The organism is Streptomyces hokutonensis, from assembly GCF_000376565.1.
Lineage (GTDB): Bacteria > Actinomycetota > Actinomycetes > Streptomycetales > Streptomycetaceae > Streptomyces > Streptomyces hokutonensis.
The window spans coordinates 20,273-45,697 of sequence record NZ_BARG01000094.1 but is presented as its reverse complement, the minus strand read 5'-3'; the positions used below and the strand labels follow the sequence as shown (position 1 = coordinate 45,697).

Annotated in this window: 20 protein-coding genes; 9 read left to right on the top strand and 11 right to left on the bottom strand. The window is 71.4% G+C overall.

All coding sequences use genetic code 11. From position 1 onward, the window contains the following. Positions 1-12: 12 nt before the first annotated feature. Together SSP08S_RS47170 and SSP08S_RS47165 are read right to left on the bottom strand one after the other, a co-directional pair. The gene (locus SSP08S_RS47170) at positions 13-513 is read right to left on the bottom strand and encodes a cupin domain-containing protein (RefSeq protein ID WP_019074646.1); all 501 of its coding nucleotides are present in this window, start codon (positions 511-513) and stop codon (positions 13-15) included. Positions 514-551: 38 nt separating this feature from the next. Further along, positions 552-1,496, bottom strand: coding sequence for an NADP-dependent oxidoreductase (locus tag SSP08S_RS47165; protein WP_019074645.1), 945 nt, complete (start codon positions 1,494-1,496; stop codon positions 552-554). A 222-nt stretch (positions 1,497-1,718) separates the two neighbouring features. Between SSP08S_RS47165 and SSP08S_RS47160 the strand changes: the two genes are divergently transcribed. Continuing rightward, on the top strand, positions 1,719-2,702 hold the full coding sequence (locus tag SSP08S_RS47160) for a helix-turn-helix domain-containing protein (RefSeq protein ID WP_245608103.1): 984 nt from the start codon (positions 1,719-1,721) through the stop codon (positions 2,700-2,702). Positions 2,703-2,782: 80 nt separating this feature from the next. On the opposite strand, the gene SSP08S_RS57420 is transcribed toward SSP08S_RS47160, so the two are convergent. Further along, positions 2,783-3,556, bottom strand: coding sequence for an IS5 family transposase (locus SSP08S_RS57420; RefSeq protein ID WP_245608102.1), 774 nt, complete (start codon positions 3,554-3,556; stop codon positions 2,783-2,785). A gap of 1,210 nt (positions 3,557-4,766) precedes the next feature. Further along, on the bottom strand, positions 4,767-6,986 hold the full coding sequence (locus tag SSP08S_RS47150) for a GmrSD restriction endonuclease domain-containing protein (RefSeq protein ID WP_078532787.1): 2,220 nt from the start codon (positions 6,984-6,986) through the stop codon (positions 4,767-4,769). A gap of 575 nt (positions 6,987-7,561) precedes the next feature. On the opposite strand from SSP08S_RS47150, the gene SSP08S_RS57415 reads away from it, so the two are divergent. After that, the gene (locus SSP08S_RS57415; protein WP_158697315.1) at positions 7,562-9,937 is read left to right on the top strand and encodes a tetratricopeptide repeat protein; all 2,376 of its coding nucleotides are present in this window, start codon (positions 7,562-7,564) and stop codon (positions 9,935-9,937) included. Between the two features lie 453 nt (positions 9,938-10,390). On the opposite strand, the gene SSP08S_RS47140 is transcribed toward SSP08S_RS57415, so the two are convergent. Together SSP08S_RS47140 and SSP08S_RS47135 are read right to left on the bottom strand one after the other, a co-directional pair. Then, positions 10,391-10,999 (bottom strand): hypothetical protein, encoded by a 609-nt coding sequence (locus SSP08S_RS47140; RefSeq protein WP_019074641.1) that lies wholly within the window; start codon positions 10,997-10,999, stop codon positions 10,391-10,393. A gap of 1,048 nt (positions 11,000-12,047) precedes the next feature. Next, positions 12,048-12,731: a restriction endonuclease gene (locus tag SSP08S_RS47135; protein ID WP_019074640.1), complete on the bottom strand. Its 684-nt coding sequence runs from the start codon at positions 12,729-12,731 to the stop codon at positions 12,048-12,050. A 974-nt stretch (positions 12,732-13,705) separates the two neighbouring features. Here SSP08S_RS47135 and SSP08S_RS62950 point away from each other — a divergent pair. Continuing rightward, on the top strand, positions 13,706-14,194 hold the full coding sequence (locus SSP08S_RS62950) for a hypothetical protein (RefSeq protein WP_174479457.1): 489 nt from the start codon (positions 13,706-13,708) through the stop codon (positions 14,192-14,194). A gap of 43 nt (positions 14,195-14,237) precedes the next feature. On the opposite strand, the gene SSP08S_RS47120 is transcribed toward SSP08S_RS62950, so the two are convergent. From SSP08S_RS47120 to SSP08S_RS47100, 5 genes are all read right to left on the bottom strand, one after another. Beyond that, entirely contained in the window at positions 14,238-14,462 is a 225-nt protein-coding gene (locus tag SSP08S_RS47120; RefSeq protein ID WP_019074638.1) for a helix-turn-helix domain-containing protein, read from the bottom strand. Then, a complete protein-coding gene (locus tag SSP08S_RS47115) occupies positions 14,459-15,037 on the bottom strand; it encodes a Uma2 family endonuclease (protein ID WP_102133560.1) in 579 nt (192 codons plus the stop codon). The genes SSP08S_RS47120 and SSP08S_RS47115 overlap by 4 nt, the downstream gene beginning before the upstream one ends. A 362-nt stretch (positions 15,038-15,399) precedes the next feature. Continuing rightward, positions 15,400-15,948: a hypothetical protein gene (locus tag SSP08S_RS47110; protein WP_019074636.1), complete on the bottom strand. Its 549-nt coding sequence runs from the start codon at positions 15,946-15,948 to the stop codon at positions 15,400-15,402. Positions 15,949-15,997: 49 nt separating this feature from the next. Then, positions 15,998-16,861: a hypothetical protein gene (locus tag SSP08S_RS47105; protein WP_019074635.1), complete on the bottom strand. Its 864-nt coding sequence runs from the start codon at positions 16,859-16,861 to the stop codon at positions 15,998-16,000. Continuing rightward, positions 16,858-17,073 (bottom strand): hypothetical protein, encoded by a 216-nt coding sequence (locus tag SSP08S_RS47100; protein WP_019074634.1) that lies wholly within the window; start codon positions 17,071-17,073, stop codon positions 16,858-16,860. The genes SSP08S_RS47105 and SSP08S_RS47100 overlap by 4 nt, the downstream gene beginning before the upstream one ends. A 726-nt stretch (positions 17,074-17,799) precedes the next feature. Here SSP08S_RS47100 and SSP08S_RS47095 point away from each other — a divergent pair. Genes SSP08S_RS47095 through SSP08S_RS47075 form a run of 6 tightly spaced genes read left to right on the top strand, consistent with a single transcriptional unit; the run spans position 17,800 to position 25,413 of the window. After that, on the top strand, positions 17,800-18,732 hold the full coding sequence (locus SSP08S_RS47095) for a conjugal transfer protein (protein ID WP_026179433.1): 933 nt from the start codon (positions 17,800-17,802) through the stop codon (positions 18,730-18,732). Next, positions 18,729-19,070 carry a hypothetical protein gene (locus SSP08S_RS47090; RefSeq protein WP_019074632.1) on the top strand — a complete coding sequence of 114 codons (342 nt, stop codon included), beginning with the start codon at positions 18,729-18,731 and terminating at the stop codon, positions 19,068-19,070. The genes SSP08S_RS47095 and SSP08S_RS47090 overlap by 4 nt, the downstream gene beginning before the upstream one ends. Continuing rightward, complete coding sequence (locus SSP08S_RS60235) at positions 19,067-19,648, top strand: hypothetical protein (RefSeq protein ID WP_078532784.1); 582 nt, start codon at positions 19,067-19,069, stop codon at positions 19,646-19,648. The genes SSP08S_RS47090 and SSP08S_RS60235 overlap by 4 nt, the downstream gene beginning before the upstream one ends. Further along, entirely contained in the window at positions 19,645-22,344 is a 2,700-nt protein-coding gene (locus tag SSP08S_RS47085; protein WP_043260320.1) for an ATP-binding protein, read from the top strand. Before SSP08S_RS60235 ends, SSP08S_RS47085 begins: the two co-directional genes overlap by 4 nt. Further along, positions 22,341-22,694, top strand: a complete 354-nt coding sequence (locus SSP08S_RS47080) for a hypothetical protein (protein WP_019074630.1) — start codon at positions 22,341-22,343, stop codon at positions 22,692-22,694. Before SSP08S_RS47085 ends, SSP08S_RS47080 begins: the two co-directional genes overlap by 4 nt. A gap of 1 nt (position 22,695) precedes the next feature. Then, complete coding sequence (locus SSP08S_RS47075) at positions 22,696-25,413, top strand: hypothetical protein (protein WP_020684323.1); 2,718 nt, start codon at positions 22,696-22,698, stop codon at positions 25,411-25,413. Positions 25,414-25,425 lie beyond the last annotated feature (12 nt).

Genomic DNA, 25,425 nt, shown 5'->3' with positions numbered 1-25,425 from the left:
CGGGCCTGCGAGCTACAGGAACTCGCTCCGGTAGGCCGACGCCAACTCGGCCGCCCGGTGACGCCGTTCGGCGAGTTCGTTGTCCGACAGCTGCGGGGGCGGTGCGTCTTTGCCGACGACGACGTCACCGATGCGTGTGAAGTACTCGTCCTGGCCGGCGGGGGTGCACATGCACAGCATGCGGGCCGACGCACCCGATGCGTTGCGGAAGCTGTGCGGCGCGTTGGCCGGGATGTTGATCGTGGACCCGGCTCGTACGGTGTGTTTTTCGCCGCGGAAGGTGAACTCGATCTCGCCCTCGAGGATCGTGAACATCTCCTCGAAGTCGTGCCGGTGCGGCGGCGGGCCGCCGCCGTTGGGGATGCGCATGTCGATCAGGCAGTATCGGCCGTCGGTCTGCTCGCCGGTGATCAGCATGCCGTAGGTGTTGCCCACCAGTGAGATGTACGTCGTGTCGGGGTCGTCAGGGTTCGCCACGGTCAGCGAGCGCGACGGATCGTCGTCGGGGATCATCGTGGTGGTTTCCTTCACAGCTCAGTCAGGTGGACGTGTCAGGCGCCGGGCGTGACGACGACCTTGCCGCTGGGCAGTACGCCCGCGGCAGCGTCGGCGTGCAGGGCCGGCAGCTCGGCCAGCGGCACCCGCCGGGCGACCTCGACGCGCAGCTCGCCGCCGTCGATCAGCTTCACCAGGTGCGACAGCTGCTCCGCGTCGCTGCGGACGAACAGGTCGATGCCGCGTACGCCGCGTTCCTCGTCGCTGGGCGCGGGCATCCACACGGTGGTGTTCACCAGGACACCGCCGGGCCGGATCAGACCGAGGAGCGCATCCATCTGTGCCGGTTCGACCGGCGCAAGGTTGAGCAGGACGTCGACCGGCTGGCTTACCGCCGCGACGACGTCGGCGGTCGTGTGGTCGATGACCTCGTCCGCACCCGCGGCCGTGACGCGCCGACTGCTGCGCGGACCGGCCGTGGCGATCACGTGGGCGCCGGCCTGCTTGGCCAACTGCACGGCGTAGCCGCCGACCGCGCCGCCCGCACCGTTGACCAGTACGCGCTGCCCGGCGGTCAGCTTGGCGTGATCGAACAGCGCCTGCCACGCGGTCAGGCCCACCAGCGGCAGCGCGGCCGCGTCGGCCAGCGCAACGCTCTTGGGCGCCGGCGTCAGGGCCTCAACCGGTACCAGGACGTACTCCGCGGCGGCGCCGGGTCCCGCCATCGGCAGGAAGCCGATGACCTGCTCCCCGGCCTGGATGCCGGTCACGCCCTCGCCGAGCGCGTCGACGGTGCCGGCGACGTCGATGCCGGGTGTGTGCGGCAGCGTCACGGGGATCGGCCCCTGCATGAACCCGGCGCGGATGTTGGCGTCGACGGGGTTGAACGACGTCGCTGCGACACGGACCCGCACCTGCCCGGCGCCTGGATCCGGCTGTTCCACATCCTCGTAGCGCAGGACGTCGGGGTCGCCGTACTGGTGGAAGCGCACTGCCTTCATAGTTCTTCTCACTTTCGCCCGCGAGGTCGCGGTCGCCCCTGCGCCGTGCGCGAGGTCAGGACGCAAAGCACGGTGGCTGCGACGCCGGGCGCGGTCGGCAGGCGGTAGATCGTCGTGGAGGTTGAATCGCCACCAAGCGTAGGAACAGGCGTGCGTGGAACGGGTGTACCTTCGCGACACGGAATGGGATTCCGGCGACATCCTCATCGGGGCGGAGGGCACATGACGGGCAGGCCGCGTTTACCTGGCCCGGCCACCAGGGTGGGCACGTTCAACGTCGACGCCGACTCCACCGGCACCGGCCGGGGCACGTGGGAGCCGTTCATCGACACCTGGAACGACCGTATGGGAGACCTGTACCCGCTGCCGGAATTCAGCGCTTCCACGGTCGACGGCTTCCAGGGCACGATGCGCTCGGTGACGCTGGAAGACACCGCCGTCAACGAGCTCTGGGCATCCTCACCCGTGAGCACCCGGGCGGTCGGAACGTACGAGCACGATCAGGTCAGGCTGTACGTCGGGCTGCGCGGCGCGGTGGCCCTGCAGGACCCGCACGATCAGGGCGGTGACGCGTACGTCTCGGCCGACACCTACTTCATGCACCACGTCGTGACGGAGAACCACTTCCACACCACGCCCGTGATCGGCACCCGCATCTTCATCTTTCCCGGCGACGCCCTGCGGTACCTGGTCGCCGGGAAACCGCGCACCGGTCAGGCCACGTCGCCCGCAGCGCAGATCCTCACGGCGCACACCAGCATGGTGCAGCGGACCGTGAGCGGCCTCGGCCCGGCGGGGGCGCACGCGTCCCGCAACGCCCTGCTCGAACTCGCCAAAGGGCTGGTCCTCGACCACTTCGACGACCGCGAGCCAGCCTTCACCCCTGCGCTGGCGCAGGCGGCCAAGGACCTGGCAGATGCCCGGCTCACCGACGCCGAGTTGTCGCCGGCCGCGGTCGCCGCGCAACTGCACGTCTCCGTCCGGACCCTGCAGCGATCCTTCGCGAGTGTGGACGAGTCATTCAGCGCCTACATACGCCGCCGACGTCTGGAGGAAGCGGCCGAGGCACTCACCGCCTCCGGGTCACGGCTCACCGTCTCCGAGGCGGCCGCGCGTTGGCACTTCACCGACAGCAGCCACTTCATCCGCGCGTTCAAGAAGCAATACCACGCGACACCAGCACAATTCGCACGCCGCCTGACGTAACGCCTCACCCGGCCGCCGCGCCGAGCAGCGTTGCGAAGGCCGCGAAGCTATCCACCACGTGCTCCGGTGTGACCACGCGGCTACCCATCAGTGCCGGCGGCGGCCCGTGGCCGTGCCAGACGCCGGCTCATCCGCGTGATCATCGACCACCGGATCGTCGCCTCGCTGGTAGCGGGCAGAGTTTCGTAATCCCTCGTCAGACGGCGGGAGTTCATCAGCCACGCGAACGTTCGCTCTGCCACCCACCGTCTCGGCAGCACCACGAAACCCTCCATGTCGTCGGTGCGCTTGACGATCTCCAAGGTCAGGGCGAGTTTGTCCCGGCACCAGTCGACGAGGGAGCCGGTGTAGCCGCCGTCGGCCCAGACGAGGGTGATGTCGCGGTGCAGGCGGCGCATCCGCCTCAGCAGGCCGACAGCGGCGTCCCGGTCGCCGATGTTCGCGGCGGTGACCGCGACGACCAGGAGCAGGCCCAGCGTGTCGGTCGCGATGTGCCGTTTGCGGCCCGGCACCTTCTTTCCGCCGTCGTAGCCGCGTGAGGCGGCTGGCACTGTCGCGGCGGCCCGCACCGACTGGGCGTCGATGATCCCCGCGGTGGGCTCGGCCTCGTGGCCTTCGCGTTCACGGACCTTCCCGCGTAGCCGGTCATGGAACTCGGTGATCAGCCCGTGCTCGCGCCAGCGGCGGAAGAAGGCGTAGACGCGGCCCCAATCGGGGAAGTCCGCAGGCATCGCCCGCCAGGAGATCCCGCCCGAGACCAGGTAACGGATCGCGTCCAGCAGTTGACGGTGGCAGTAGCTCTCGGGGCGTTCAGCCAGGCCGGCACCCGCAGCAACGGCCGCACGGCAGCCCACTCCGCGTCCATCATGTCCGACGGATACCTGCGCACCCGGTCAGGATGGTCGGCCGCGTTGCCGTACGCATGCGCGAGGCAATCACACGATGGAGCAGCCGAGTTGAGCTGGACCGGCTCGGACACGTACAACAAGGACACCAGGGCCTCCCGGCACTGCTCGGTCAGATTCGCATCCCCGAGCTACCGAGAGGCCCTGTCTTCATGCGCGTACAACGGGAAGATCACCCCGGCGGGAAACCTGTTCGAACCGCACGTTCCATGATCGGTTGAGATACGGCTTCTAAATGCAGGTCAGCGACTCAGCGCACCTCGGTGCGCTGAGTCGCTGACCTGCGGTGATCAAACTCCGATGACACAAACTCGTGTCCGTCAAAGTCCGATGGCAAACGGTCAAGATCCAGTGGCACGGGACACGGGGTACCCGAGGCGCGAGTCGCCTTGGTTGCGGAAGGGGTTCCCACCAGCGTGACTGTCGGCTCTCGCTGGGCATGAGGGCATGCCTAAGCCCTCTGCCGGGACCGTGCCCCCTATGCGGGCGGGTGGACGGGGAGCGCCCTGGCGGGTATGGAATTGGACCTCTTCACCGCCAGGGCCCGCTTCTTCGGGCAGCCGTGAGGCACTGCCGAAAGTGTTCGCGGCGACCGTCGGCGATCGTTTCCCGATCTGTGCCGGCTGCTACGGCGCGGGAGGCCCCGACCCGGTCACCGGCCTGTCCCGCCCGGGCGCCGCCCGCCGGTCGGCGTCGGCGCGATGGACGGAACTGGTCGGCCGCGGCGAGATCCTGGAGCCGACGCCGTGCGCCGGCTGCGGTCTGGTCGTGGTCCGGCGCACGGAAAGACTGCTTGCGGAAGTGACGTGCTCCCGGGCCTGTCGGACATCCCTCACGCGGATCCGTCACGGCGGCAGGGGATCGGGCCGGCCGTGCGGCAAGCCCGTTACGGCTGGACGTGCGGATTCCTCCTACTGCGGGCCTCGTGCCGACAGAAGGCCTACCGGCGCCGCGCCGCCGTCCGCCCGACGCCATAAGCCGCGGGAGACTCTCCAGAGCCCTCTGCTCAACCCGACGCCGGGAACCGGGTGTTGAGACACGCCGCCGCAGCGCTGCGCGCACGGTACCCCGGCAGTCCACGCCGCGGTGCGGCAGACCCGACGACTGACAAGACGGGGTGCGGCGCAGCAGCAGACGCCTGCGCGGGCTTCGCCGTCGGCTACCTGTTTCGAGCCGCGCCGAGACGCCCCTGCTGCTGGGCCCGGTTGCGCACCTCGCGCAGCGACAGCCGCAGGCCGTCGGCGGTGGTGATGTGCCAGAAGGTCATGCCGGTGCAGCGGCGGGTGCCGCAGACGGTTTTCCCGGCCTCGTCCGCGCTGGTGAAGCGGTCGCCGCTGGGCAGGGTGATGACTCCGTCGGCGTCGACGGTGGCCGTGTGGTGCCGGCCCGCGTGGTCGGCTTCGATCCGGATGCCGGGGGCCAGGACGCCCTGGCGCATCATGCGGGCCAGGTCGGTGCGCAGCGGGCGGCGGCGCGGGACGGGTACCGCGGCGGCCTGCGCGGCCGGGAGTGGCGGGCCGGCGGGTGTCTGGAAGGGGGGTGGGCGCAGGCCGAGACGGTGGGGGTCCCAGATGCGCAGGCACAGGCGGCGGTAGAGTTCGCCGCGGATTTCGACGGCCTGTCCCATCGTGGCGCTGCCCAGTTCACGGAAGTGGCCTTCGATGCCGTTGTCCGCGATGAACCGCCGCAGGGCGGGGTGGTTCTTGCGGTAGTCGGGGGCGAGGATCGCGGCCAGGGCGTTTTCGCGGGCGTAGTGGCGGCGTTTGGTCTCCAGGGGCAGGTCGTTGTAGCTGGCGTTGTCGCTGCGGCGCAGCAGGACCAGCACGCCCAGGCGGGCGCGCCAGGCCCGGAAGGTGGCCTCGTCGGGGGCGTCGTGGGGGACGTGGCGTTCGGGGTGGTTGGCGTAGAGGTGCTCGATCTGCCAGCGGCGTTCGGCACCGAGGTAGTCGGCGCTGAGGTCGGTTCTGCCCAGGCCGGTTTCGACGTGGGCGGTCAGGCGGGCCAGGAGGTAGCGCACCTGGGCCTTGGTGTTGCCGCGCATGCCGAAGGTGACGACCTGCCGGAAGGAGGTGTCGGGCAGTTCGGCCGAGAGAACCGAGGCGACGTCCGCGGTGGTGGCGCAGTGGCGCAGGCGGGGGATGAGGCGGTGGATGTCGTGGTGGAAGTCCTTGGCCTGGACGGGTTCGTCGTTGAGGATGCGCTCGACATAGAGCCGGTCCAGGAAGTTGGCGACCAGGGCCGCTTTCTGTTTGGCGGGGGTGTCCGTGTCGTGCGGCTGGATCGCCGCCAGGATCATCGCCATCTGGCCGCTGAGGCCGTTGGTGTCGTTGTAGTAGAGCGCGGACAGCCCCTGGTCGGGATAGGGGCGTTTGCAGGCCTCGAGGAAGGTGCGGTGGTGGCCGGCCAGCCGCAGCAGGTCCTCGACGAAGCGGAAGTAGTCGTCCGGGTGGCGCAGTCCGATGCGCTCGCGGTGCTTGCGTACCCAGATGTGCAGCGCGGCGTCGATCTCCGGCCCGTCACCGGTGTCGCTGTCCCCGTCGAGGTCGGCGTAGCGGGCCAGGAGGGCGGCTTTGAGGAAGGTGCGGGGGGCGTCGGTGTCGTCGCGGACGCCGGTGAGTTCGGCGAGCATGCGGCGCCACTGTTCGTTGAGTTTCTCCTCGTCCCTGCGGGCGTTCGAGAGCAGGAAGCTCTTGACCAGGTCGACCGGGGTCAGGCGGGCCCCGCGGTCGTTCATCGACTCGAAGATGCGGAATCCGCTGTCGCGGCTGGGTGCGCGGATGCCGACCAGCACGACCTTCGACAGCAGCCAGTCCACGAACTGCGGGCAGTGCTCCGCCTCCAGCCGCTCCTCCAGGAGATCGGCGATCTGCCGGCTGCGCTCGTGCAGGTTGCGCACCGACAGCGAGGCCTGCGGCGGGAGTTCGTAGAGCCGGTCGCGGTAGAGGGCCTCCAGCGCGTCCTGGCGCTCGTCGATGTCGAGGCGGAACATCAGGCGGTTGCCGGGGCCGAAATCAGTGATGACCCGTTCCAGTTTGCTCACCGCGTCGCGCTGCCTCCACCCGACCGCGGCCCTGAACAGGTGCAGAAACAGCAGATGCAGCGTGGTGAAGCGTTGCTGGCCGTCCACCAGGAACCGCTGGGTGCGGGACTGCTGGACGTAGACGAACGGGCCGAGGAAGAACGCCTCCGCGTCCCTGCTGTGCAGACGGCCCTGGCTCTGCAGCGTCTCGAAGGCCTCAAACAGGTCCTCCAGCAGCGTGCTGACGTCCTGCGCCGACCACGCGTACTCCCGCTGGTAGTACTCGATCTGGTAGCGGGCCTGCCCGAACAGTTCCTTCAGATCGAACGTGTCGCCCTGGATCGCCCCAGCCGCCACCACGCCTCACCCCCGAGCAGATGCCTGTGCGCCCCAACTCGTCCAGCTCCGTTGGCATTTACCCAGCGTAGGCAGCCACGCAACCCACCCGACCCACACCAGCACACGCGGCCGTGTCCGCGCACGCTCGGCCATGGCATCCGGCTTCCGCAGTGCACGACGGCCCTGCTTGCGGTCCCTCGATCTGGTATCCCGCCGACACCGCCTGGCGGAGCGCCGGGACAACAACACGATCAGCGATCCGAACGTCGTGTCGGGTTCGCCACCCGACGCCCGGGCGATGATGAACCACGAGCAGATACATAACGTCGGCGGGAGACCAATCAGCTACCGGCTGAGCGAGTACAGCGTGCTGTGGCGGGGCGGCAGTTGTGCCTGAGTCCGGCCGAAAGGACGACGCGTGCCGGGCTACGCAGGGCAAGGGAGCAGATGCGGGTGGGACTGCGTGCGGGGGTGCAGGGGGCGGTGCCGTCAGGTGAGCATGTGCCGGCGAGGCGCACCGCGGTGGCGCGCTCGGTGTGTCTGCCGGTGCAGCCGGTGTGGTGTGTGCAGCGGTCGGCCGCGGCGGGGAGCATGGTGTGACGGGAGAGGGCCGTGTGGGCCGGCCGATAGCGCAGTGCAGTCCGCACGATCTGGAGGTGCATCCCGCCGGTACTCTGCAGGATCGTCATGCGGGCAGCCGGGCCGGGTCGGAGGGGCTGCTGTCTGGCTACGTGGTCCGTGACCACGACCAGGTGCTGGCCGAGGTGGTGCATGCGGCGGCGCAGGGCCGCAGTCACATGACGGTGCTGGTCGGCTCGTCGTCGACCGGGAAGACCCGGGCCTGCTGGGAGGCCGTACGACCGCTGGCGCAGGCGGGGTGGTGGCTGTGGCATCCCTTCGCCCCCACTCGGGCCGAGGCGGCGCTTGCCGGCCTGCATGCGGTGCCGCCGGGCACGGTCGTGTGGCTGAATGAGGCCCAGCACTTCCTTGGTGATCCGGCCAGGGGTGAGCGGATTGCTGCGGCCCTGCACGGCTTGTTGACGGATACCGGCCGTGGCCCCGTTCTGGTCCTGGGAACGCTGTGGCCGCAGTTCGCCCGGCAGTACCTGGCACTGCCTCAGCCGGGTGAGGAGGATCCGCACAGCCGGGTGCGGGAACTGCTCGCCGCGCGGATGCTGTCGGTGCCCGAGGCCTTCGACCGCGAGGCGCTGGATGCGGCGGCCGCTTTGGCGGGCGAGGGGGATGTACTGCTGGCCGATGCGCTCGCCCGGGCCGGCGCCTCCGGACGGATCACTCAGGACCTGGCGGGGGCACCCGAGTTGCTGCATCGCTACCGGCACGGCTCACCGGCTGCCGTAGCCCTCCTGGAGGCGGCCATGGATGCGCGGCGTCTGGGGGTGGGCCTGTATCTGCCGCAGGCCTTTCTGACCGACGCGGCCGTCGATTACCTCGACGAGGTCGACTATGCCCAACTCGACGAGAACTGGGTGGAGTCGGCCTTTGCCGAACTCACCCGCCTGGTGCACGGCAAACAGGCTCCGTTGTCCCGAACCACCCCGCGTCCCCGGCACCGCTCCCCCGCAAGCGGGCCTCTGGCCGGTTCCGCAGCAGGCATGAGAAGTCCGCTCTTCCAGCTCTCCGGCTATCTGGAGCAGCACGGCCGTGCCACGCGCCGACGGCTGTGCCCGCCGGCCTCGTTTTGGAACGCCGCCTTCGTTCACCTGATGCACGCGGACGATCTCAGCAGCCTGGCCCGGGCGGCCCGTGCCCGGTACCGGCTGCAGTGGGCCGACCACCTGCAGCGGCGGGCCGCCGAGGCCGGTGAGGTGCGGGCGCTGCTGGCCCAGGCAGCCCGGTGCGAGCAGGCCGCGGATTGGGCGGGGGCCAAGGCCTTGTACCGGCGGGCCGCCGACGGTGGTCACCCCCGGGCTCTGGCGCTGCTGGCGGAAGTGCATGAGCAGGCCGACGAGCCTGATGTGGCGGAAGCTTTGGCCTGGCAGGCGGCCGCGGACGGCCATCCGCGGGCGCTGACCCGTATCGCGGGGATGCGGGAAGGGGCCGGCAACCGGTCCGGGGCGCAGGCCGTGGCGCTGCGGGCTGCCGACGCCGGCCACGGCCAGCCCCTCATCCGGCTGACGGCCCTGCGCGAAACGCGTGGCGAGCGAGATGATGCCGAAGCCACCGCCCGTCTTGCCGCCGACAGGGGCCACCCTCAAGTGCTGGCGTTCTTGGGAGGGTTGAGGGAGGCAGCCGAGGACCTGGCCAGTGCCCAGGTCCTCTACCGGCAGGCTGCCGACGCCGGCCACAGCTACGCTCTGGTCTGCCTCGCGGTGCTGCACGAAGAGGCCGGGAATCCCATCAGCGCCGACGACCTGGCGCTGGAGGCTGCGGAGGCCGGACACACCCGTGCTCTGACGGTCCTGGCCGGGCTGCGCGCCGAAGCCGGCCACCTGCACAGCGCCGAAGCCCTGTGCAGAAAAGCCGCCGACAGCGGCTGCACGCACGCTCTGGTCCCTTTGGCGGAGCTGAGAGAAGGGGCCGGCGACCTGGAGGACGCCGAGGCGCTCTACCGTCAGGCCGCCGACGCCGGCCACACGCACAGCCTGTTGTCCGCGGCCCGGCTGCGCGAGAAAGCCGGCGACCCGGCAGGCGCAGAAACCCTCTACCGTCGGGCCGCCGACGCCGGTCACACCTCCGCCCTCACTGCCATGGCCGCGCTGCGCGAGAACGCCGGCGACCCGGCGGGCGCCGAAGCCCTCGCCTGGCAGGCCGCGGACGCAGGTACCGCGCGCGCCCTGCTGCGCCTCGCGGCGGTGCGCAGCCGCGCCGACCCGGCCGGCGCCGAAGCCCTCGCCCGTCAGGCCATCGACGCCGGCTACGTCTTCCGCGTCGACACCCGCCGCGCCTCCCCACACGAGCGGTGGCCCCACGGCCTCGACCCCGACGGCACCCCCACACCCCCCTGGCACTAACCCCCAGCACGGTGCCGGCACCGATCTCCGGCCACCTCACCCCCGCAGGCAGTGCACCGGTGGCAAGCAGCCCGGGCAGACACAACAGATCCCGCCCCGGGGCACGTCCGGGGCCGGGAACCGCACCGCAGGGCGCCGGCAGACCTTGCGCCTGCCTCTCCTTGCATGAAGCGGGGCATCTTTCCGTGGAGCGCCAATGCACTATCAAGCAGCGAGGGTTGCGGCGATCAGAGTACGTTCGCATATGCCGCCCCACCGGCATCGTGCGTACATCCGACGTTCGCAGCGCCAAGACGCACGGCCCCGCCCTCCCCGAGCGGGCCCAATCGCCCCGGCGGGACCGTACCCGTGTACCGCGGACCACGCAGCAGCCGCTGCGAGCCCGTGCAGCGTCGAATATCCCCCGGCCGCCCGGGCCGGCCAGATGCGCGAGGCCGGTACCCCAGCGGTGGGTCAGGGTGCGTTCAAAGTGGTGCGTGCGGCGTCGAGGAAGGCGGTGTGCGCGCTCTGGTACCGGTCAAGGGACGCGTTCGCCTCGAGGGACTGCTCGAGAACTTCAGCGGCAGAACCGACCGGGTCGGGACCTTCGAGACGCACGAGCGTGAGTGCCTCGACAACGGCGGGCAGCGCGGCCCGGTAACGGTCGCGGCAGCCGGCCGCCTCGGGGCTGCCCAAGGCCTGCTGCCATGCCCGGTGGCACTGGTGGGCGGTGTCGGTAGCGGCCAGGAAGGCGGCGTAGGCGGCCCGTCGGACCTCACGCTGGGCGGCAAGGTGTTGGGCGGCAACGGTCTGGCGGGCGACATCGAGCTGGGCATCCGCCTGCAGGCGTCCGGCTTCCCAGGCGGCATCCGCCTGCCGGCGGCCTGCCTCCCAGGCGGCATCCGCCTGCCGCTGGCCCGCCGCCCACGCCGCATCCGCCTGCCGGGCAGCGGCATCGACCGTGCTCTGCGCCTGTTTCCGGGCGGCCGCCAAGGTGAACCATCCCGTCACCCCACCGCCGGCGAGCGCACCGGCCACCGCAGAGCCGGCGGCGATCCACGCCGTCATCACCGCGTCCGTCACACAGCCCCCTCATTGCCCAGCCCGCCCCTGAGGTGCAGGGTGCCAGCCGCATCAGCCCCTGTACTCCGGAGAACTGCCCTCACCCGCCCACCGACGGAAGCACTCCGCCACAGGTTCAAAGCTCCGGAGGCTGAGAACTTCGGCGACGGTGCAACTGACACGGTCCCTCCGTCAAGCAGGCCGGAGCACTCCCGCTCCCCCGCGGCGTGACCAGCGCCTGCACACCGGACTGACGTCGGCGCGGGCCGGACCCCAGGGCGCCGGAATGTCTTGACCGGTCACCGTCAGAGCCCGGTCCATGTCACGTTCCGGGGCGACGCGGCCGCCGGCGCCGGGCCGGTCCCGGCTCCCGCCTGGCCCGCGGCGGTGTCCGCCACGCGGCGAACAACATACCGGCCGCGCCGATCACTGCCTGGAGAGCCGCCGCACCGACGGACAGGCAGATCGCGGTGCAGGCGGCCAGGATGGACACCAGCGCGATCAAATCGACTGTGCGGTGATCGGGCCCTTCCGGGGACTCCCGGGCGGTATCCGAAACAACAGAGTTCTCTTCTGGTGGCTCAACCTGCGAGGGCACCGCCGTTCCTTCCCGGTCAGGAAGGACGGGCTCGCGAGGGACTGGGCCCCCGGAAAAGCAACAAGCCGCTCACGCCGCATGTCTCCTGGGGTTAATTCCCCGGCTTCCACCGCTCACGCGATGAAGCCCGTCCCCCAAAAACATGCAACCAAGCGGCTACACGCAGCAAACGTAAGTCGAGTACCGACAGCATGTCAACTCTCTTCCGAGAATGCCGTCAACGCCGCCTTCCCCGCCTGCACCGAGCGCCGCGCCGCCCCGCCGCCCGTCCGGTGCATCGCCCACAACCGCACCCGCCCTTCGACCGCTCTTCACCGCAGCCGAGAAGGAAACCGGCGCTCCGACCGGTCTCTTGACACACCATCACCCGGCGGCCGGGATCATGTGCCCCGGCCTGCGGCGTCACCTGTCAGCCGCCGCGGAGCGGCAACGAGGAACCCGCGCAGGACCGGCCCGGCAGACGGACCTTCCTCAGGCCGGCCGGCGCAACACCGTGCGGCGGGCGGGTCGGTGGGGCAGGCGGAGCAGGTCCTGCAGGGACGTTCCGTGCTCGGCCCAGCTGCGCAGCCGGTCACGGTCGACCCAGTACACGTGGTGGCGCTCGCCCCACATCCTGGCGTCGCGGGTGAAGGAGCCGTTGGTGACCACGACCGCCATCTGCGCGCCGTGGACCGGGCCGGCTGTCCCCTTGACCTGGTACATCACCGCCGAGCCGACTTTCGCGGCAACCCGGGTGTGTTTGGCCTGCAGGACGATCCTGCCCCGCTTGCGGTCCTGCCCGATGACGTCGGCGGCCTGGTCGCCCTGCCGGCCCACCCGCCGGGCCGTCCAGCCGTCCCGGACGAGCAGGTCGCGCAACGCGCACTCGAAGGCCCGGTCGTCCATCGCGTCGAGTTCGGCGAGGGTCAGCCGCAGGCGGGCCAGCGCCCGCACGCGCATCCGCCGGCCGCGCACCGCACGGAGAATCCGCCATGCGCCGACGACACCGGCAATGGCGGCACCGACGGCAAGCCACGGCCAGACCCGGAGAGCCGCATGCCAGGCAGCCGCGGCCAGCCGGGCCAGCAGCCATCCCGCGGCACAGGCGACGGCCGCGGCCGCGACCTGCTCGCCGCGGCCCCGGGGCGGGCGCGGCCGCAGCGGGCGGCGGGCCATCAGCGGCCCGCGCCCGCAGACCCGGGCACCGCCGGCCGCGGGGCACCCGGCGCCGCGGGGGCGGCCTCGCCGAAACCGATGAGCCGGCTCCCCGACCACACCCCGGCGATCAGCGCGGCGATCATCCAGCCGCTCAGCCTCCCCGCGCCCCGGCGCGGGCCGCTTCGGAGGTGCCTGCGGACAACGTGGTACCCCCCGGGCGGCTTCGCCACTGCATCCTCCCCTTTGATCACCGGCCCGCCAACTGCGGCCCCAGCCCTGGGAATTGGTGTAGCAGCAGGCACTGACACAACCACCCCAACGATCAGCAGCCAACAGGGGCCGCCCCTGCCCGAACACACCATGGGGCCGGGTGTCCGCCCTTCCGTGTCCGCAGGCGACCGGCACCGGCATTCCGGGCTGCGCACCCCACGCCCAACCCGGGTCAGGGCAGCGGACGCTGAAACCGTGCAGGTGCGGGGGGGCAGGTGCCCGAGCCCGCGCTGCCCAGCGGTACGCCCGCATCCCTGCCGGCACGGTCGGGAAAGGCGAAAAGCACCGGGTGCTCGACGGACTCCGCCCGGGCCTGACATAAGGCAGCAGGGCACGTGCGCCGGCCATTCAGGGCGAGCATTCCGGGACACTGCCAAAACCGGGAACCCGCCCGCCTTCAGCGCGGGTGCCCGGAATCCGGCAGCCCGGCTGCACGCCGCCTGTGCGGGAGGGTCACCTGCGGGTCAGCCGTAGGCTCCGAGCGGGTGTCGATACGAATAACCGGTCACGTTGCCGAAGCTCCGGATGCGGTGATGGTTCGTCACCGGCCAGATGCTTCGACGCCCGGCCTCTGGTCTTCCCCGCCCGGTGCCGGGCCGTCTCAAGGCCCGGCGGTGAGGGTCCCGCTCCGTGACCTCGAATCGGTGAATCCTCAACTGATCAGGCGTCAGCAGCTTCAACCGGCTTATAGCCTGCCGATCCGTCTCATCCCTGGGGGGACCATGACAGACACCATGCCGCCGCTGCCCGACACTCCACCGCTCCCGGCCCCACCGCCCGCGCCGCCCCGCAGAAACCTCAGCGCCACGGCCGCCGGCCTCCTCGGACTGGCAGCCGGGGCCGGCCTGATGGGCGCCGTCTGGGGCATCACCGCCACCACCGGCACCGGACCCGGCACCTTCACCCTCGAGGGAGCCTTCGCCCTCACCGAGGACGCCTCCGACAACGGCAGCGGCTGCGCGGGGACCGGCGGCTACGACGACATCGCGGAGGGAACCTCCGTCACCGTGTACGGCGCAGACGGAGACGTCATCGCCACCGGCCACCTCGGCGACAGCGACTCCCCCGGCCACGGTCGTGCCGCCCTCGAAGGCGACGCCAGTAATCGTCATGGCAGGGGACTCTGTGTCATGTACCCCTCGATACGCACATCAGCGCGTTCCGGCCTCGGAGGTACGCCGCCACGCGTTGTACGGAGCCTGCGAGGGTGACGAGAGCCGCGTCCGCGCTTGTCTTTCTCTTTTGATCATCTGGTCAGGATGGGGGCGGGGTCTGCCCCGAGCCGGACGTGAAGGTGACCGTCAGCCGGCAGTCCAGTGCCGAGGCAATGCGGTCCAGGAGTGCCAGGGTGGGCAGGTCCCGCCCGGATTCGATGCGTGAGATCGCGGCCTGCCCGGTCCCCGCGAGTTCGGCCAGGCGCGTCTGGGACATGCCCCGCTGCTGGCGCCAGGACCGCACCAGGCCGGCGGTGTCGTTCACCGTCCGGCGTCCGCGCTGTAGCGGGGCAGAGCAGCAGTGTCGATCTTCCAGCCGGTGACGGTGACGGTGTCCCCGAAGGCGTAGTGCTGCCTGTTGTCGTACGTGGGTTCGCCAGTGCGGCGTGTCGGCGCCCAGTGGTGGACAGCGGTCCCGTCCCGGGGGTCGACGATCAGGTAGTGCGGCACCCCCATGGCCGGATAGTCGCGCAGCTTGCCCTCGTAGTCGTTGCCCGGGTTGGACCGGGAGACGATCTCGATCACCAGGTGGCAGCGGCGCGGGTCGATGGCATCGCTCTCGGCTGTGGCCTCCTCCTCGTCGATCACGACGAGGTCGGGGACCCGCAGGATGCCCAGTGCCGCATCCTCCATGTCCGTTTCGAGCATGAGGACCAGGTCCGTACCCAGTTGTGGCTCCAGCTGGGTACGCAGGCGGTGGGCAACGAGCTGATGCTGCTTCTTCGGGCTCATCATCATCAGCAGCTGGCCATGGCTGATCTCAGGCCAGGCCAGCGGCTCAGGCTTGTCGAAGGCCTCACGGAACTCACGAAGATGCCCGTAAATGCTCTGCTCCGTCACACCCCCACCGTACATGACGAAATCGTCATGCCATGCATGTGGGGGTGCGACCGGCCCGACCCGCCAGACGCGGCACGCACCCGCAAGAACGTACCGAGCGCGCCGCCGGCGGTGCAGGGAGCAGCGGCCCGCCGCGGGATGCACGAACGTCACCCGCCGGCACCACCAGGGCAGTTCACTCGCTGAGTAGGCCCGGAGCCCGACCGTCGCCTAGGAAGCCACCGTGAGGGTGCCGGTGGCACGGAACGGCAGAGTCGGCACACGTACCGCCCGTGACAACGGGCGCGTTGGAGAAGCCGGAGGATCAGGATCGGAAAGCCAGCCCACGGCACCCGCGTTTCGAAACCGGCTCCGTTGCCAGCTCACGAAGGTGCCGTGAGCGGGGCGAGCAGGCCGTCGCCGGGCCACAGATCCCGTTCGGCCACGAGGACGGCGAGGAACACGCCGACGTCGGCCAGCGCCGCGGCCCGCTCGCCGGGCCCGTGGTCGATGAACTCGCCGGCCGCGGCGTCGTAGGCGCGCACATGGCTGTGCGGACCGGAACACAACAGAGCGCGCGCGATGCCGGGCAGGCCGAGGCTGAGGGCGTCGCAGTGTCCCGAGCGGACGAGCTGGACCAGGTCGGTGGTGACGCGCTCCCAGTCGCCGACGGCCGGCCAGTCGGCACCCCCGCGCAGTTCGTGGGTGAGGGTGGACAGCGGGACGATCTCGCCCGGCTGCCGTCCGTGGGTGAGGAGGCGGTGGATGCGGGCTCCGTCGGGCTGGAGCACCCGCGGGTGGAGCAGGGAGCCGGCGGCCACGACGGCGGTGTTGATCTCCCGGGCTCCGGGAGAGGGGTAGTACGGCTCGTGCGCGAAGAGCAGGTAGACGTCCGCCGTGCGGGCGGCCGGGCCGGATCCGGGCTGCGCCATGAGGAGGGTTCCCTTCAGAGATGACGTGCCGTGCGCCTACCGGGGTGTCTCAGACGCCGCCGGCCGGGCCCCAGGGAGGATTCGGGCCACGGGTCCGCCCGGACGTGTGGGCCCGCGCGTCCTCGGCCGCAGCGTCCTCGGGGGTGGTGTGCTCGGTGTTCTGGGTGACCTGGTCGGCGAGTTGGAGCATCAGCCGCTCGCAGGCGATCAGCTGAGGGGAGACCTGGCGGATGTCCTGCCCCTGGAGCAGGCCGGCGGCGTCCCACAGCAGATGCCGGCCGATCCCGGCGGCGCGGCGCAGCTCGTGGCGGTCACTGCCCGCGGCGGCACGGAGGAGACCGGTGTGCAGGACACCGAGGCGCTGCAGGTATCCGGTGGCCGCTGCTCCGTGTACGACCCGCACACGCTGCCGGGCGCGCAGGTCGAGGCGGTCGGGGAGATGGTCGGCGAGCAGCGGGGCCACCAGCGCCGCCGGCACGGCAACACCGAGGGGGACGCCGCGGGCGATCGCGTCGATGGCGGCGAAGCATCCGACGACGGCCACCGCGACGGCAAAGTAGCGCAGCGACCCGTGGCTCGTCGCGTGCAGGGCCATGCGGCCGGCCGGGCGCCGGGCCAGCCAACGGGCCGCCACACGGTCTACCCAGGTCGCCGAGGGCGGGAGAACACCGATGTGGTGGGGGCGTTCAGGCATGCTGCCGTCGGCGGGAACCGTCCAGGCCAGCCAGCCCCAGCCGGTGCGCTCGCACACCAGATACGGCTCCGCAGCAGTGGTGCAAGATCCGGTGTCGCATGCCATCCGCCCCCGGTGCAGGGCACAGGAGCGTTCCGCGTCCCAGCGGGCCGGATCGCCGGCGAACGGCCGCAGGCCCGGCGCGGCCGGATGCGATGTGGTGCGCAGCGGGTCCCTCATGAAGTGCTTCCTTCCAGCAGGTCGGTCACAGCACAGGCCCAGGCGCGGGCGCGGGCGCAGGTCGCACAGCGGCCGCCGCCGGGACGGGCGACGGCCGTCCGCCGGCCGTCCCGGTGTGTGGAGAGCAGTCCGGACAGTCCCTCGGACTTGAAGGACAACCGGGTCTCGCGGAACAGCGCGTTGGAGATCTGGGTGAACTGATCGGCCGCCATCACGCCACGGCGGATCCCCGCCCCGAAACGGCTCACCGCGCTGCCCCGGCACGGGCCGCGCGCCATCGCCGGGGCAGGGCGCTTGGGCCCCACCGGCGTGAGGGCCGGCAGGCCCGGGCACGTGCGTGTGTTCCATGCCGTCAGCTCATCGGCCGGCCCCGACCGGACCGGCGGCCATGAGTCCCGACCACCGGTCACGATCCGGCAACGCGGCCGTCCAACTGCCGTGGTCGGGCTCATGGTCGGGCCGACCACGCCGCCTTCGCCCCCGCGGTGCGCAGCAGTTGCGCATCCGACTGCGCAGCCTTCGGCGGGCAGTGCGCGATAGGGCTGCGCAACCGGCCGAGGATCGTGCTCAGTCGGGTCGTGCGGGGCGGCTGCGCAACCGGCGCGAGAACTCCGGATCTTCTGCTGCGCAGGGTGGGGTCGCGCACTGCGTAGATGCCTCACAAGATCCGGACGGCACCTGTCTGCGCAGGGGCCTGCGGGTCCGTTGCCCGCGGGGCACGTGGTCACCCAGTTCCAGCCCGGGGGGCCGTGGGCGGATGCGGTGCCCTTTGCCCGGCCACCCCATGGTGGGGCCCGTGGTCGGGCCGACCATGACCCCGACCACGGGCTTCGTGTCCCCATCGTGACCGTGGTCGGGGTCTCGTGGTCGGTGGTCGGGTCGGGGTCGGCGGGTTTTCTCAAGTCAGCAAGTACACGTTCTGACCTGGGAGTTCGACCATGCCTCCTGGCAAGCAGGCTCCGGAGAGCGGGGCCGCCGCACCGATGGCCGCAGGCGCCCGCCTCGAAGCGATGCGGCGCCGCGTGCGCCTTTCACGCCTGGCAGTCTGGACCGCGGTCGCGGCCGGCCCCATCGCCCTGGGCCTCGCCATCACCTCCAGCCCGACCGCCGTCGAGGCCGCCACACCGACCACGTCCACCACTGTGCGCACCACGCGGGCCGCCGCCGATCCGGGCGGCTATGCGCAGGTGTTCGTCGGCGCGTGGCTGCGCAGCAGCGCCGGCGATGAGACCAGTGCGCAGGCCCGTCTTGCGCAGTCGCTCGCGCCGGACGTCGGCCTACCCGCCCCGGTCTCCGCTGCGCAGGCGAAGCCGGAGTCCGTCATCGCGGTGCGCAGTGCGCAGCGAGCCGACGACGCGTGGTCGGTCACGGTGGCTGCGCAGTACGCCGACGGACGGTTGCGCTACTACGCCGTCCCGCTGGTGTCGGACAGCACCGGTGGCTCGTTCACGGTGACCGGTGCCCCCGGTGTGGTGGCCGGCCCGGGGCGGGCCACGGTGCCCGCGTCGCCGTACCGGGTGAGTGTCTCCGACGGTGATCTGACGTCCGCGCTCACGGAGTTCTTCGCCGCCTACCTGACCGGCGCCGGAGAGGTCGACCGCTACCTTGCGCCCGGCGTGAACCTGCCGGCCGTCTCCCCCGCCCCGTACACGGAGGCCACCGTGCAGCAGGTGTCCGCCGTCGAACAGGCCGCGGCCGCCGAGCACATGCCGGCCGACGGCACCCAGGTCCATGTCCTCACACAGGTGGACACCCAGAACACGGACGGCCGGTGGCCGCTGGCCTACGAGCTGACGCTCAGGGCCCGCTCGGGCCGGTGGGAAGTCGCCGCGCTGGAGTCCGGGACCGTGCAGGACGGGGGTTCCCGGTGAACACGGTGTACGGCCTGATGCTCGCCGGGGAGCTCAACGACCTCGGCAACAGCTGGATCACCATGTTCAAGACCTGGGCGACCAACGGGCTTCAGGCCGGCCTGGTCGTACTGGTGGTCGTCATCATGATCCAGAAGTTCTCGTTGAAGGCGGGGATCGGGGCCCTGCTGCTGATGGTGATCGCGCTGGGCCTCTACAACTCACGCAACGACCTGGCGAACATGTTCGAGGACGAGGTGAAGAACCCGGCCAGGGGCGCACCCGCCGTCCCCGGCATCGTCCGGTCCGACCTCCCGGGCTCGCGTGACCACTCACCGGGCGTTGGGGGCTGGCTGTGAGCGCGGCCGTTCCCGCGCGGGTGGGACGCTTCTACACCTCTGCCCGCCGCCACCCCTGGGTGCTGGGCAAAATCGCGGACTGGAAGATCCCGCTCGGCCCCTACACACCCGCACAGATCACGATCGCCGTCGGAGGCGGCTTCCTCCTCGCCAAGACCATCAGCTGGTGGTCGTGGATGGGACCGGTCCCTATCGCGGCCTGGCTGCTGACGGTGTGGGCGGTGCGCCGGCCGAAGGTCGGGGGCCGCGCCCCGATGCAGGCCGCCCTGGGCTGGCTGATGCTCGGCCGGCGGCCGCGCGGGGGACGGATCGGCGGACACGCCGCCCGCGACCGTACTCCCCACCCGCTGCTCGGCGGCTTCACCATCGAGGACGCACCCCCACCCGCTCCGGCGCCCGCGCCACGGCGTGCCTCCCGGCCCTCCACCGATCGGACGCCCCGTCGTCGTAGCCCGGCAACACCGTGCTCGGCACCACGCCGTCGTACGACTCCGGCTGCCCCACCGACGCCGGCCCCTCCGGTCTCGGGAGTACAGCAACTACTCACCCTCACCGCCCAGAACGGGGATGCGCGATGAGAGTGCCGGTCCGTCATATCTCCGGACACCTGGTGTGGTCGACGCACGGCAGCGTGTGGGCGATCTACCGGCTGCACCCCGGCCCGGACGCCCGCGGCCACAGCGAGGAGACCGTCCAGGGCACATATGTGCCCGCCGCGGTCCGCGACGAGCAACTCGCCAAGATCACTCACCTGATCCGGTCGTTGTCGGGTGCGCCGCGGCTGATCGGGCTGTGCGCGCAGGTCGATCCGGGGGAGATCGCCCTGCGCATGATCGAGGGCATCGAGCCGGCCGAGACCGTGCCGGTCGACGGCACACACCCATGGGTGGAGAACGTCGAAGCCACGCTGGACCTGCTGGACCGTCAGGAGATGCACCACCGCACCCTGTGGCTGGCCGTACCCCTGCAGACCGAAGGCGCCGGCGGTCAGGTGTCGGCGTCGCTCGGTGCGATGTGGGCGGACGTGGCCCCCGCGCTGGGCATGCGGGCCGCGCCCGTGACGCGGCGTGAGGTGACCGCGTACCGCGAACAGGCCTCCCGGGTCCAGGCCGCGCTCGCCGGCGGCATCGCCTTCCGTCCCGCCCGCCCCGCGGAGGTCGTGTGGATGATCCAGCACGCCCTGCACCGCGGTCTCGCGGAGCCGCTGCTGGCCGAGTCCGAGGTCAGCGAACTGTACGGAAGTCAGATCCGCGAGGGGGTGCTGCACTCCCCCAGCTACGCCGACCTCGGCCAGGTCCGCCTCCAGGAAGGCGGCATCGACCCCGAACTCGACGACACCGACGACCTCAAGAGGGCCGGACAGATAACGCGGTCGGGCCGGAACGCCTGGTGGCGGCTGAAGGCGGCTTCCCCGCTCCGGCGCCGCTGGCTGCAGGTCGAAACGGACGCAGGCACCGGCTACCAGGCGCAGTTGGCGCTGGCCGAGTGCCCGCCCACCATCAGCCAGGACTCCGCCGATCTCTTCGCCCAGCTGGAAACCCTGGACTTCCCCGTCGACTACACCATCGACCTCACCCTGGTGCCCGCGGAGAAGGCACGTCAGCAGGTACGGCGCAAGAAGAACGAACTCATCGACCAGGCCGACCAGTACGACGCCCGCCCCACCGGCATGCCGGCCTCACTCAGCGAAGCCGCCCGGGATCTGGGCGAGCTGGATGCCCGGCTGTCGCGTACCTCGGTCGAGGTCGAGGTCCAGTCGGTGACCGTACTGACGGTATGGGGGCCGACCGCCGCCGTCTGCGACGCCCGCGCCCGCGCCCTGACCGCCCTGCTCGCCGCCGCCGACTACCGTGCCATACGCCCGACCGGCCTCCAAGAAGCCCTGTTCACCCTCAGCCTGCCCGGGACCGTACGGCCGGGCGTGCTGCGCGAGTTCACCCAGCACCAGGTCTCCGAGGACTGGGCGCTGGGCGGCGCCTTCACCGTGGGCGAGGTCGGCGACCCGGCCGGCATGTTCCTCGGGATCGACCTCGACTCGGGCACCACCCGCCCGGTCATGATCAACGTGGCGGATGCGCCCAAGGTGGACGCGTCCGCGTCGATGGGCATCGTCGGCGACCTCGGCGCGGGCAAGTCCGTGCTGCAGAAACTGATCACGGAAGCGGTGTGGGCGCGCGGCGGCTGCGCGATCTGCATCGACCGCACCCCGGTCCGCGAGTGGGCCACGTTCGCCCGGACCGCGGCGAAGGGCCGCGTCCAGATCGTCGACGCCGCCCGGGCCGAGGTCTCCATCGACCCGCTGCGCATGTTCACCGGCCCCGAGGGCCGCCACTACGCCCTGTCCTACCTCACCCTGCAGCTCGGTATCGGGCCGATGAGCACAGGCGGCGAGGTGCTGCACCACGCCGTCGAGCAGGCCGCCACCGGCGAGCAGCCGTCCATGCACCGCGTAGTGGAGGTCCTCGACGGGATGGCCGCGAGCGAGGTGGGCAAGCGGCAGGACGCGGCCGCCACCCTCGCCGGTCTCCTGCGGGTCGTGGCCACCAACTCCCTGGCCCGAATGGTCTTCGACCCGGCGCTGCCGCCGGTGCGGCTGGACGCCTCCAGCACCTCCGACATGATCGTCATCACCACCACGGGGCTGAAGCTGCCGCCGAAGGCGGCGTTCGACAAGCCGGAGATTCTCCTCCAGCAGCCGCTGGAGGCGCTGATCGGCCGCGCGGTGCTCTACCTGATCGCGGCGATCGCCCGCCAGACCGCCTTCGAAGACCCCCAGCGGTTCACCGCCGTGGTCCTGGACGAGTTGTACTGGCTCACCTCGTCTGCCGAAGGCACCGCCCTGGTCCACGAAATCCTCCACGACGGCCGCAAACACGGCGCCGGCCTCCTCGCCGCTTCCCACGACGCCGCAGAACTCGGCCCCGACCGCGGACTGATGGCCTACCGGGCGCTGGCCCGCACCACCGACCGCGAACGCGCCCGACGCGGACTGGAGTTCGTCGGCCTCGATCCGGGCGACCCAGAGCTGCTGCGGCTGGTGACCACCGGCCTGTCCCCCGTGGGCCGCAGGGGCCGGGAGGGCGAGTTCCTGCTGGCCTGCCCGCGACAGAACACCGGCCGGGTGAAAGCCGTCATCCCCCGCATCCCGCGCATCGAGTCGTCCATCACCACCACACCGGGACACCGCTCCGCCAACGCCTCCCACCACGCGAGTTCAGCGGAGCAGCTGCTCGCCGGTGCAGCCGTCGCCCGCCCGAAGGAACACATTCAATGATCTCTTCCTCGTGGGACCGCTCCCGGCACATCCGCGCGGCCGCGGCCGTCCTCACCGTTCTCGCCGTGACCATCGGCGTGCTCGTCCTGGTCTGCGGGGCGGGCGTGCCGGACGCATGGTGGCCACACACCGGGCAGGCCTTCGCGTCCAGTTCACCACCGGCACACGATGATCCGTGCCGCCTGATCCTGGGCGAGGCCAAGAAATACTGCGAGCGCGGCACCACACACGCCGCCCCGGCCCAGCACCACGGCAGGGCTTCGGCAGCGTGGAGGCTGGTGTCCGTCGGAGCGGGCCTGGGCGCTCTCACCGTCTGGTGGCGCCGCGCCGCCCGGCAGAAGCGGCGCTGACATGCGGCGCCCAGACCGCCCCACCCTGCGCTCGGCCGGTTTCGTCGTCCTGCTCACCGGCGTGTTCGTCCTGGTCAACACCCAGGTCGTGTACGCGGCGAGCAGCAGCAGCGAGAGCGGAGGCCTCCTCGCCCCGCTGAACATCACCTCGTCCGAAGGCGTGCCGATCGACGGCTACGACCTCAGCTCCGAGGGCGGTTCCATCCTCGACTTCAAGGGCCAGGCCCTCGCCTTCGCCCTGTCCGGCCTGTTCACCGTGATCCGCCTGCTGACCGGACTGGCCGGCTGGGCGATCGAACTCGCCTTCCGGTTCCCGCTGCTGAAGATCCTGATCCGTCCGGCACAGAAGGCCGCCGACGTCTACGACCACCTGGTCGTCGACACACTCGGTCTGAAAGGGCTGCTTCTCGCCTGGGCGTTCGTCTTCGCCGGGTTCATGATCGTCCGTGGCCGGATCGGCCGCGGACTGGGCGAAATCTTCCTGACCCTGCTGATCGGCGCGTTCGCCGCCTCCACGTTCGTGCGCCCCGACTACCTCCTCACCCAGGACGGCCCGCTCGGCCAGACGCAGCAGGTGGCCGCCGAGGTCGCCCAGCAGAGCTTCAACTCCTACGACTGGGGCGGCAAGATCGCCTCCACCGACCCGTGCGCGGGAATGGCAGGCAACGCCGAACTCAAGTGCCTGCAACGAGAAGACGAGGCGCCCGTCTCCGCGGCGGAGGTGGCCCGCCCGCTGCAGGACTCGATCACCAACGCGCTGATCGTCAAGCCCTACATGCTCCTCGAGTACGGGCGCATCCTCGACCCGGGCAAGGCCTCCGACCGCAAGGCGTACGCCATCCACCTGAAGTGGATCACCGGCGGATACCTGCCCAACCCGGACTGGACCCCCTCCGAGGAGGCGAAGCACGCCTGCAGGCTGATCATTGGCGACGCCAAGGACATCTGCGAGCGCGGTCACGACCACGCGGAGACCGCTGTGGACGACAATCTCCCGGCGCTCACCCCCGGCAGCGAACTCCTGGACACCTCCACCCCGGCGCTCATCACCGACGAGGACCGTTCGTTCTCCCTGTTCCTGGCCGACATGAAGAAGGCCGGTCCCGTCGGCAAGGCGTGCGCCGCCTACGCGCAGAAGCCCACCTGGTGGCGGGTCGGCGGCGCCGCCCTGCTGCTGGTCGCCGCGCTGTTCATCTGCGGCATGCTGCTCTCCAGCGCGATCGTGATGCTCGCCACCCAGGGCATCTGCGCCGCGGCCGCCGCGGCCGGCGGCGTCACCTTCGTCGCCGGCATGCTGCCTGGGCCACCGCGCCAGAGCGTGTGGAAATGGCTGTCGCTGTGGGGGATCTCGATCTGCGCGCTCGTCGCGGTCTGCGCGTTCATCCCGTTCTTCGGCATCGCCGTCGACGCCACCATCACCAACGGGCCCGACCTCATGGTCGAACGGATCCTGCTCATCGACGTGCTGGCCATCGCGGGCGCGGCCGGGCACCGCCGGCTGCTGGCCGGCATCACGTCCTTCGGCCGGCGCACGGCGATGCGGATGCGCTACGCGAAGGTCGGCGGCACCCACCTGCCCGGTGACACCTCCGAGCTCGGCGCCGCCCTCGCCATGAACTCCCCCGCGGCGATGGGCGGTTACGGCGGGCTCCGCGTGTTCGCCGGTAGTGGGGGCGGCCGGTTCGGTCTGCTCGGCACCCGCTACCGGCTGCTGAGCGCGCTCACCTCCCTCGTCGACGGCGCCGGCATGCCGGTGGACACCGGCGGGATGCTCGCCGACGCCACCGCCGAAGCCGGCCGGGGCCTGGCCCCGTTGACTGCGGCGGCGGCGGTGGGCGGGTTGGGGGCGCGGCTCGGCGTCAAGGGCGCGCACTGGCTGCTGATCGGCAAGCGGCCGGACCGGGAGAAGCTGGAAAAGTGGCGCAAGCCCACGGCAGCAGGCGGTCCGGAAACCGGCGGATTCCCCGGTGGCGGTCCCGGGGGGCCGGGAGGACAAGGAGGCCAGGGGGGACCGGGCAGGCCCTCGGGCCCGCCCGACCGGTACCGCAACGACCAGGGCCAGATCGTCGACCGCACCACCGGTCAGATCCTGCACGACCAGAACTCCGACCGCACCCTGCTGTCGACGCGCGCCCACAACCGGCTGGTCCGCCTGCGCGGCTACCGCATCCTCCACCGCGGCGGCAGGGCCGCCTACGGGGCAACGGTAGGCCTACCGGCCAACATCCGCCGTGGTCGCCAGGGCGGCTCGCGCTACACACAGGACGCAGCCCAGCAGGTGCGGGTGTGGGGCAACACCGTGCGCGAGGACGCCCGCGTCTGGGGCGACACCGGCCGCCACGTGGCCCAGGCCATACGGGAAGCAGACGACAGAGGCGGTTCGGGGCCCTTCAGCACGCAGCGCCTGCCCGTTAGGCCGCCGGCATCGCCCAGCGCGTCCCGGCCGGTACCTCCCCGTCCCACCTTCCCGCCTCGCCCGGCCACGCCACCTCGCCCGACCGCGCCGCCGCCTCCCGGGCCGTCGTGGACGTCCCGTCTCACTCCCGGGCCCATGGCCCGGCCGGGAGGCGGAGCACGGCCGGACCCGAGCGGCAGCGGCGGTGTGGGCGGCTGGCGCCGGCCGGGTGATCAGGACCGGGTGCGGGAGCTCATGCGGCAGGCCGAGGTACTGCGCGCCATGCGGGAACGGCGGCAGTCCGAGAGCGGTGAGGACGAGTGAGCCGGCCCGCGC

Bases quoted from the DNA above. Each gene is read 5' to 3' on its own strand.
- SSP08S_RS47160 (WP_245608103.1), top strand. From the start codon at position 1,719: ATGACGGGCAGGCCGCGTTTACCTGGCCCGGCCACCAGGGTGGGCACG.
- SSP08S_RS62950 (WP_174479457.1), top strand. From the start codon at position 13,706: ATGACAGACACCATGCCGCCGCTGCCCGACACTCCACCGCTCCCGGCC.
- SSP08S_RS47085 (WP_043260320.1), top strand. From the start codon at position 19,645: ATGAGAGTGCCGGTCCGTCATATCTCCGGACACCTGGTGTGGTCGACG.
- SSP08S_RS47110 (WP_019074636.1), bottom strand. From the start codon at position 15,948: ATGGCGCAGCCCGGATCCGGCCCGGCCGCCCGCACGGCGGACGTCTAC.
- SSP08S_RS47135 (WP_019074640.1), bottom strand. From the start codon at position 12,731: ATGGCCCGCCGCCCGCTGCGGCCGCGCCCGCCCCGGGGCCGCGGCGAG.
- SSP08S_RS47075 (WP_020684323.1), top strand. From the start codon at position 22,696: ATGCGGCGCCCAGACCGCCCCACCCTGCGCTCGGCCGGTTTCGTCGTC.
- SSP08S_RS47100 (WP_019074634.1), bottom strand. From the start codon at position 17,073: ATGGCGGCCGATCAGTTCACCCAGATCTCCAACGCGCTGTTCCGCGAG.
- SSP08S_RS47105 (WP_019074635.1), bottom strand. From the start codon at position 16,861: ATGAGGGACCCGCTGCGCACCACATCGCATCCGGCCGCGCCGGGCCTG.
- SSP08S_RS47095 (WP_026179433.1), top strand. From the start codon at position 17,800: ATGCCTCCTGGCAAGCAGGCTCCGGAGAGCGGGGCCGCCGCACCGATG.
- SSP08S_RS47080 (WP_019074630.1), top strand. From the start codon at position 22,341: ATGATCTCTTCCTCGTGGGACCGCTCCCGGCACATCCGCGCGGCCGCG.
- SSP08S_RS47165 (WP_019074645.1), bottom strand. From the start codon at position 1,496: ATGAAGGCAGTGCGCTTCCACCAGTACGGCGACCCCGACGTCCTGCGC.
- SSP08S_RS47170 (WP_019074646.1), bottom strand. From the start codon at position 513: ATGATCCCCGACGACGATCCGTCGCGCTCGCTGACCGTGGCGAACCCT.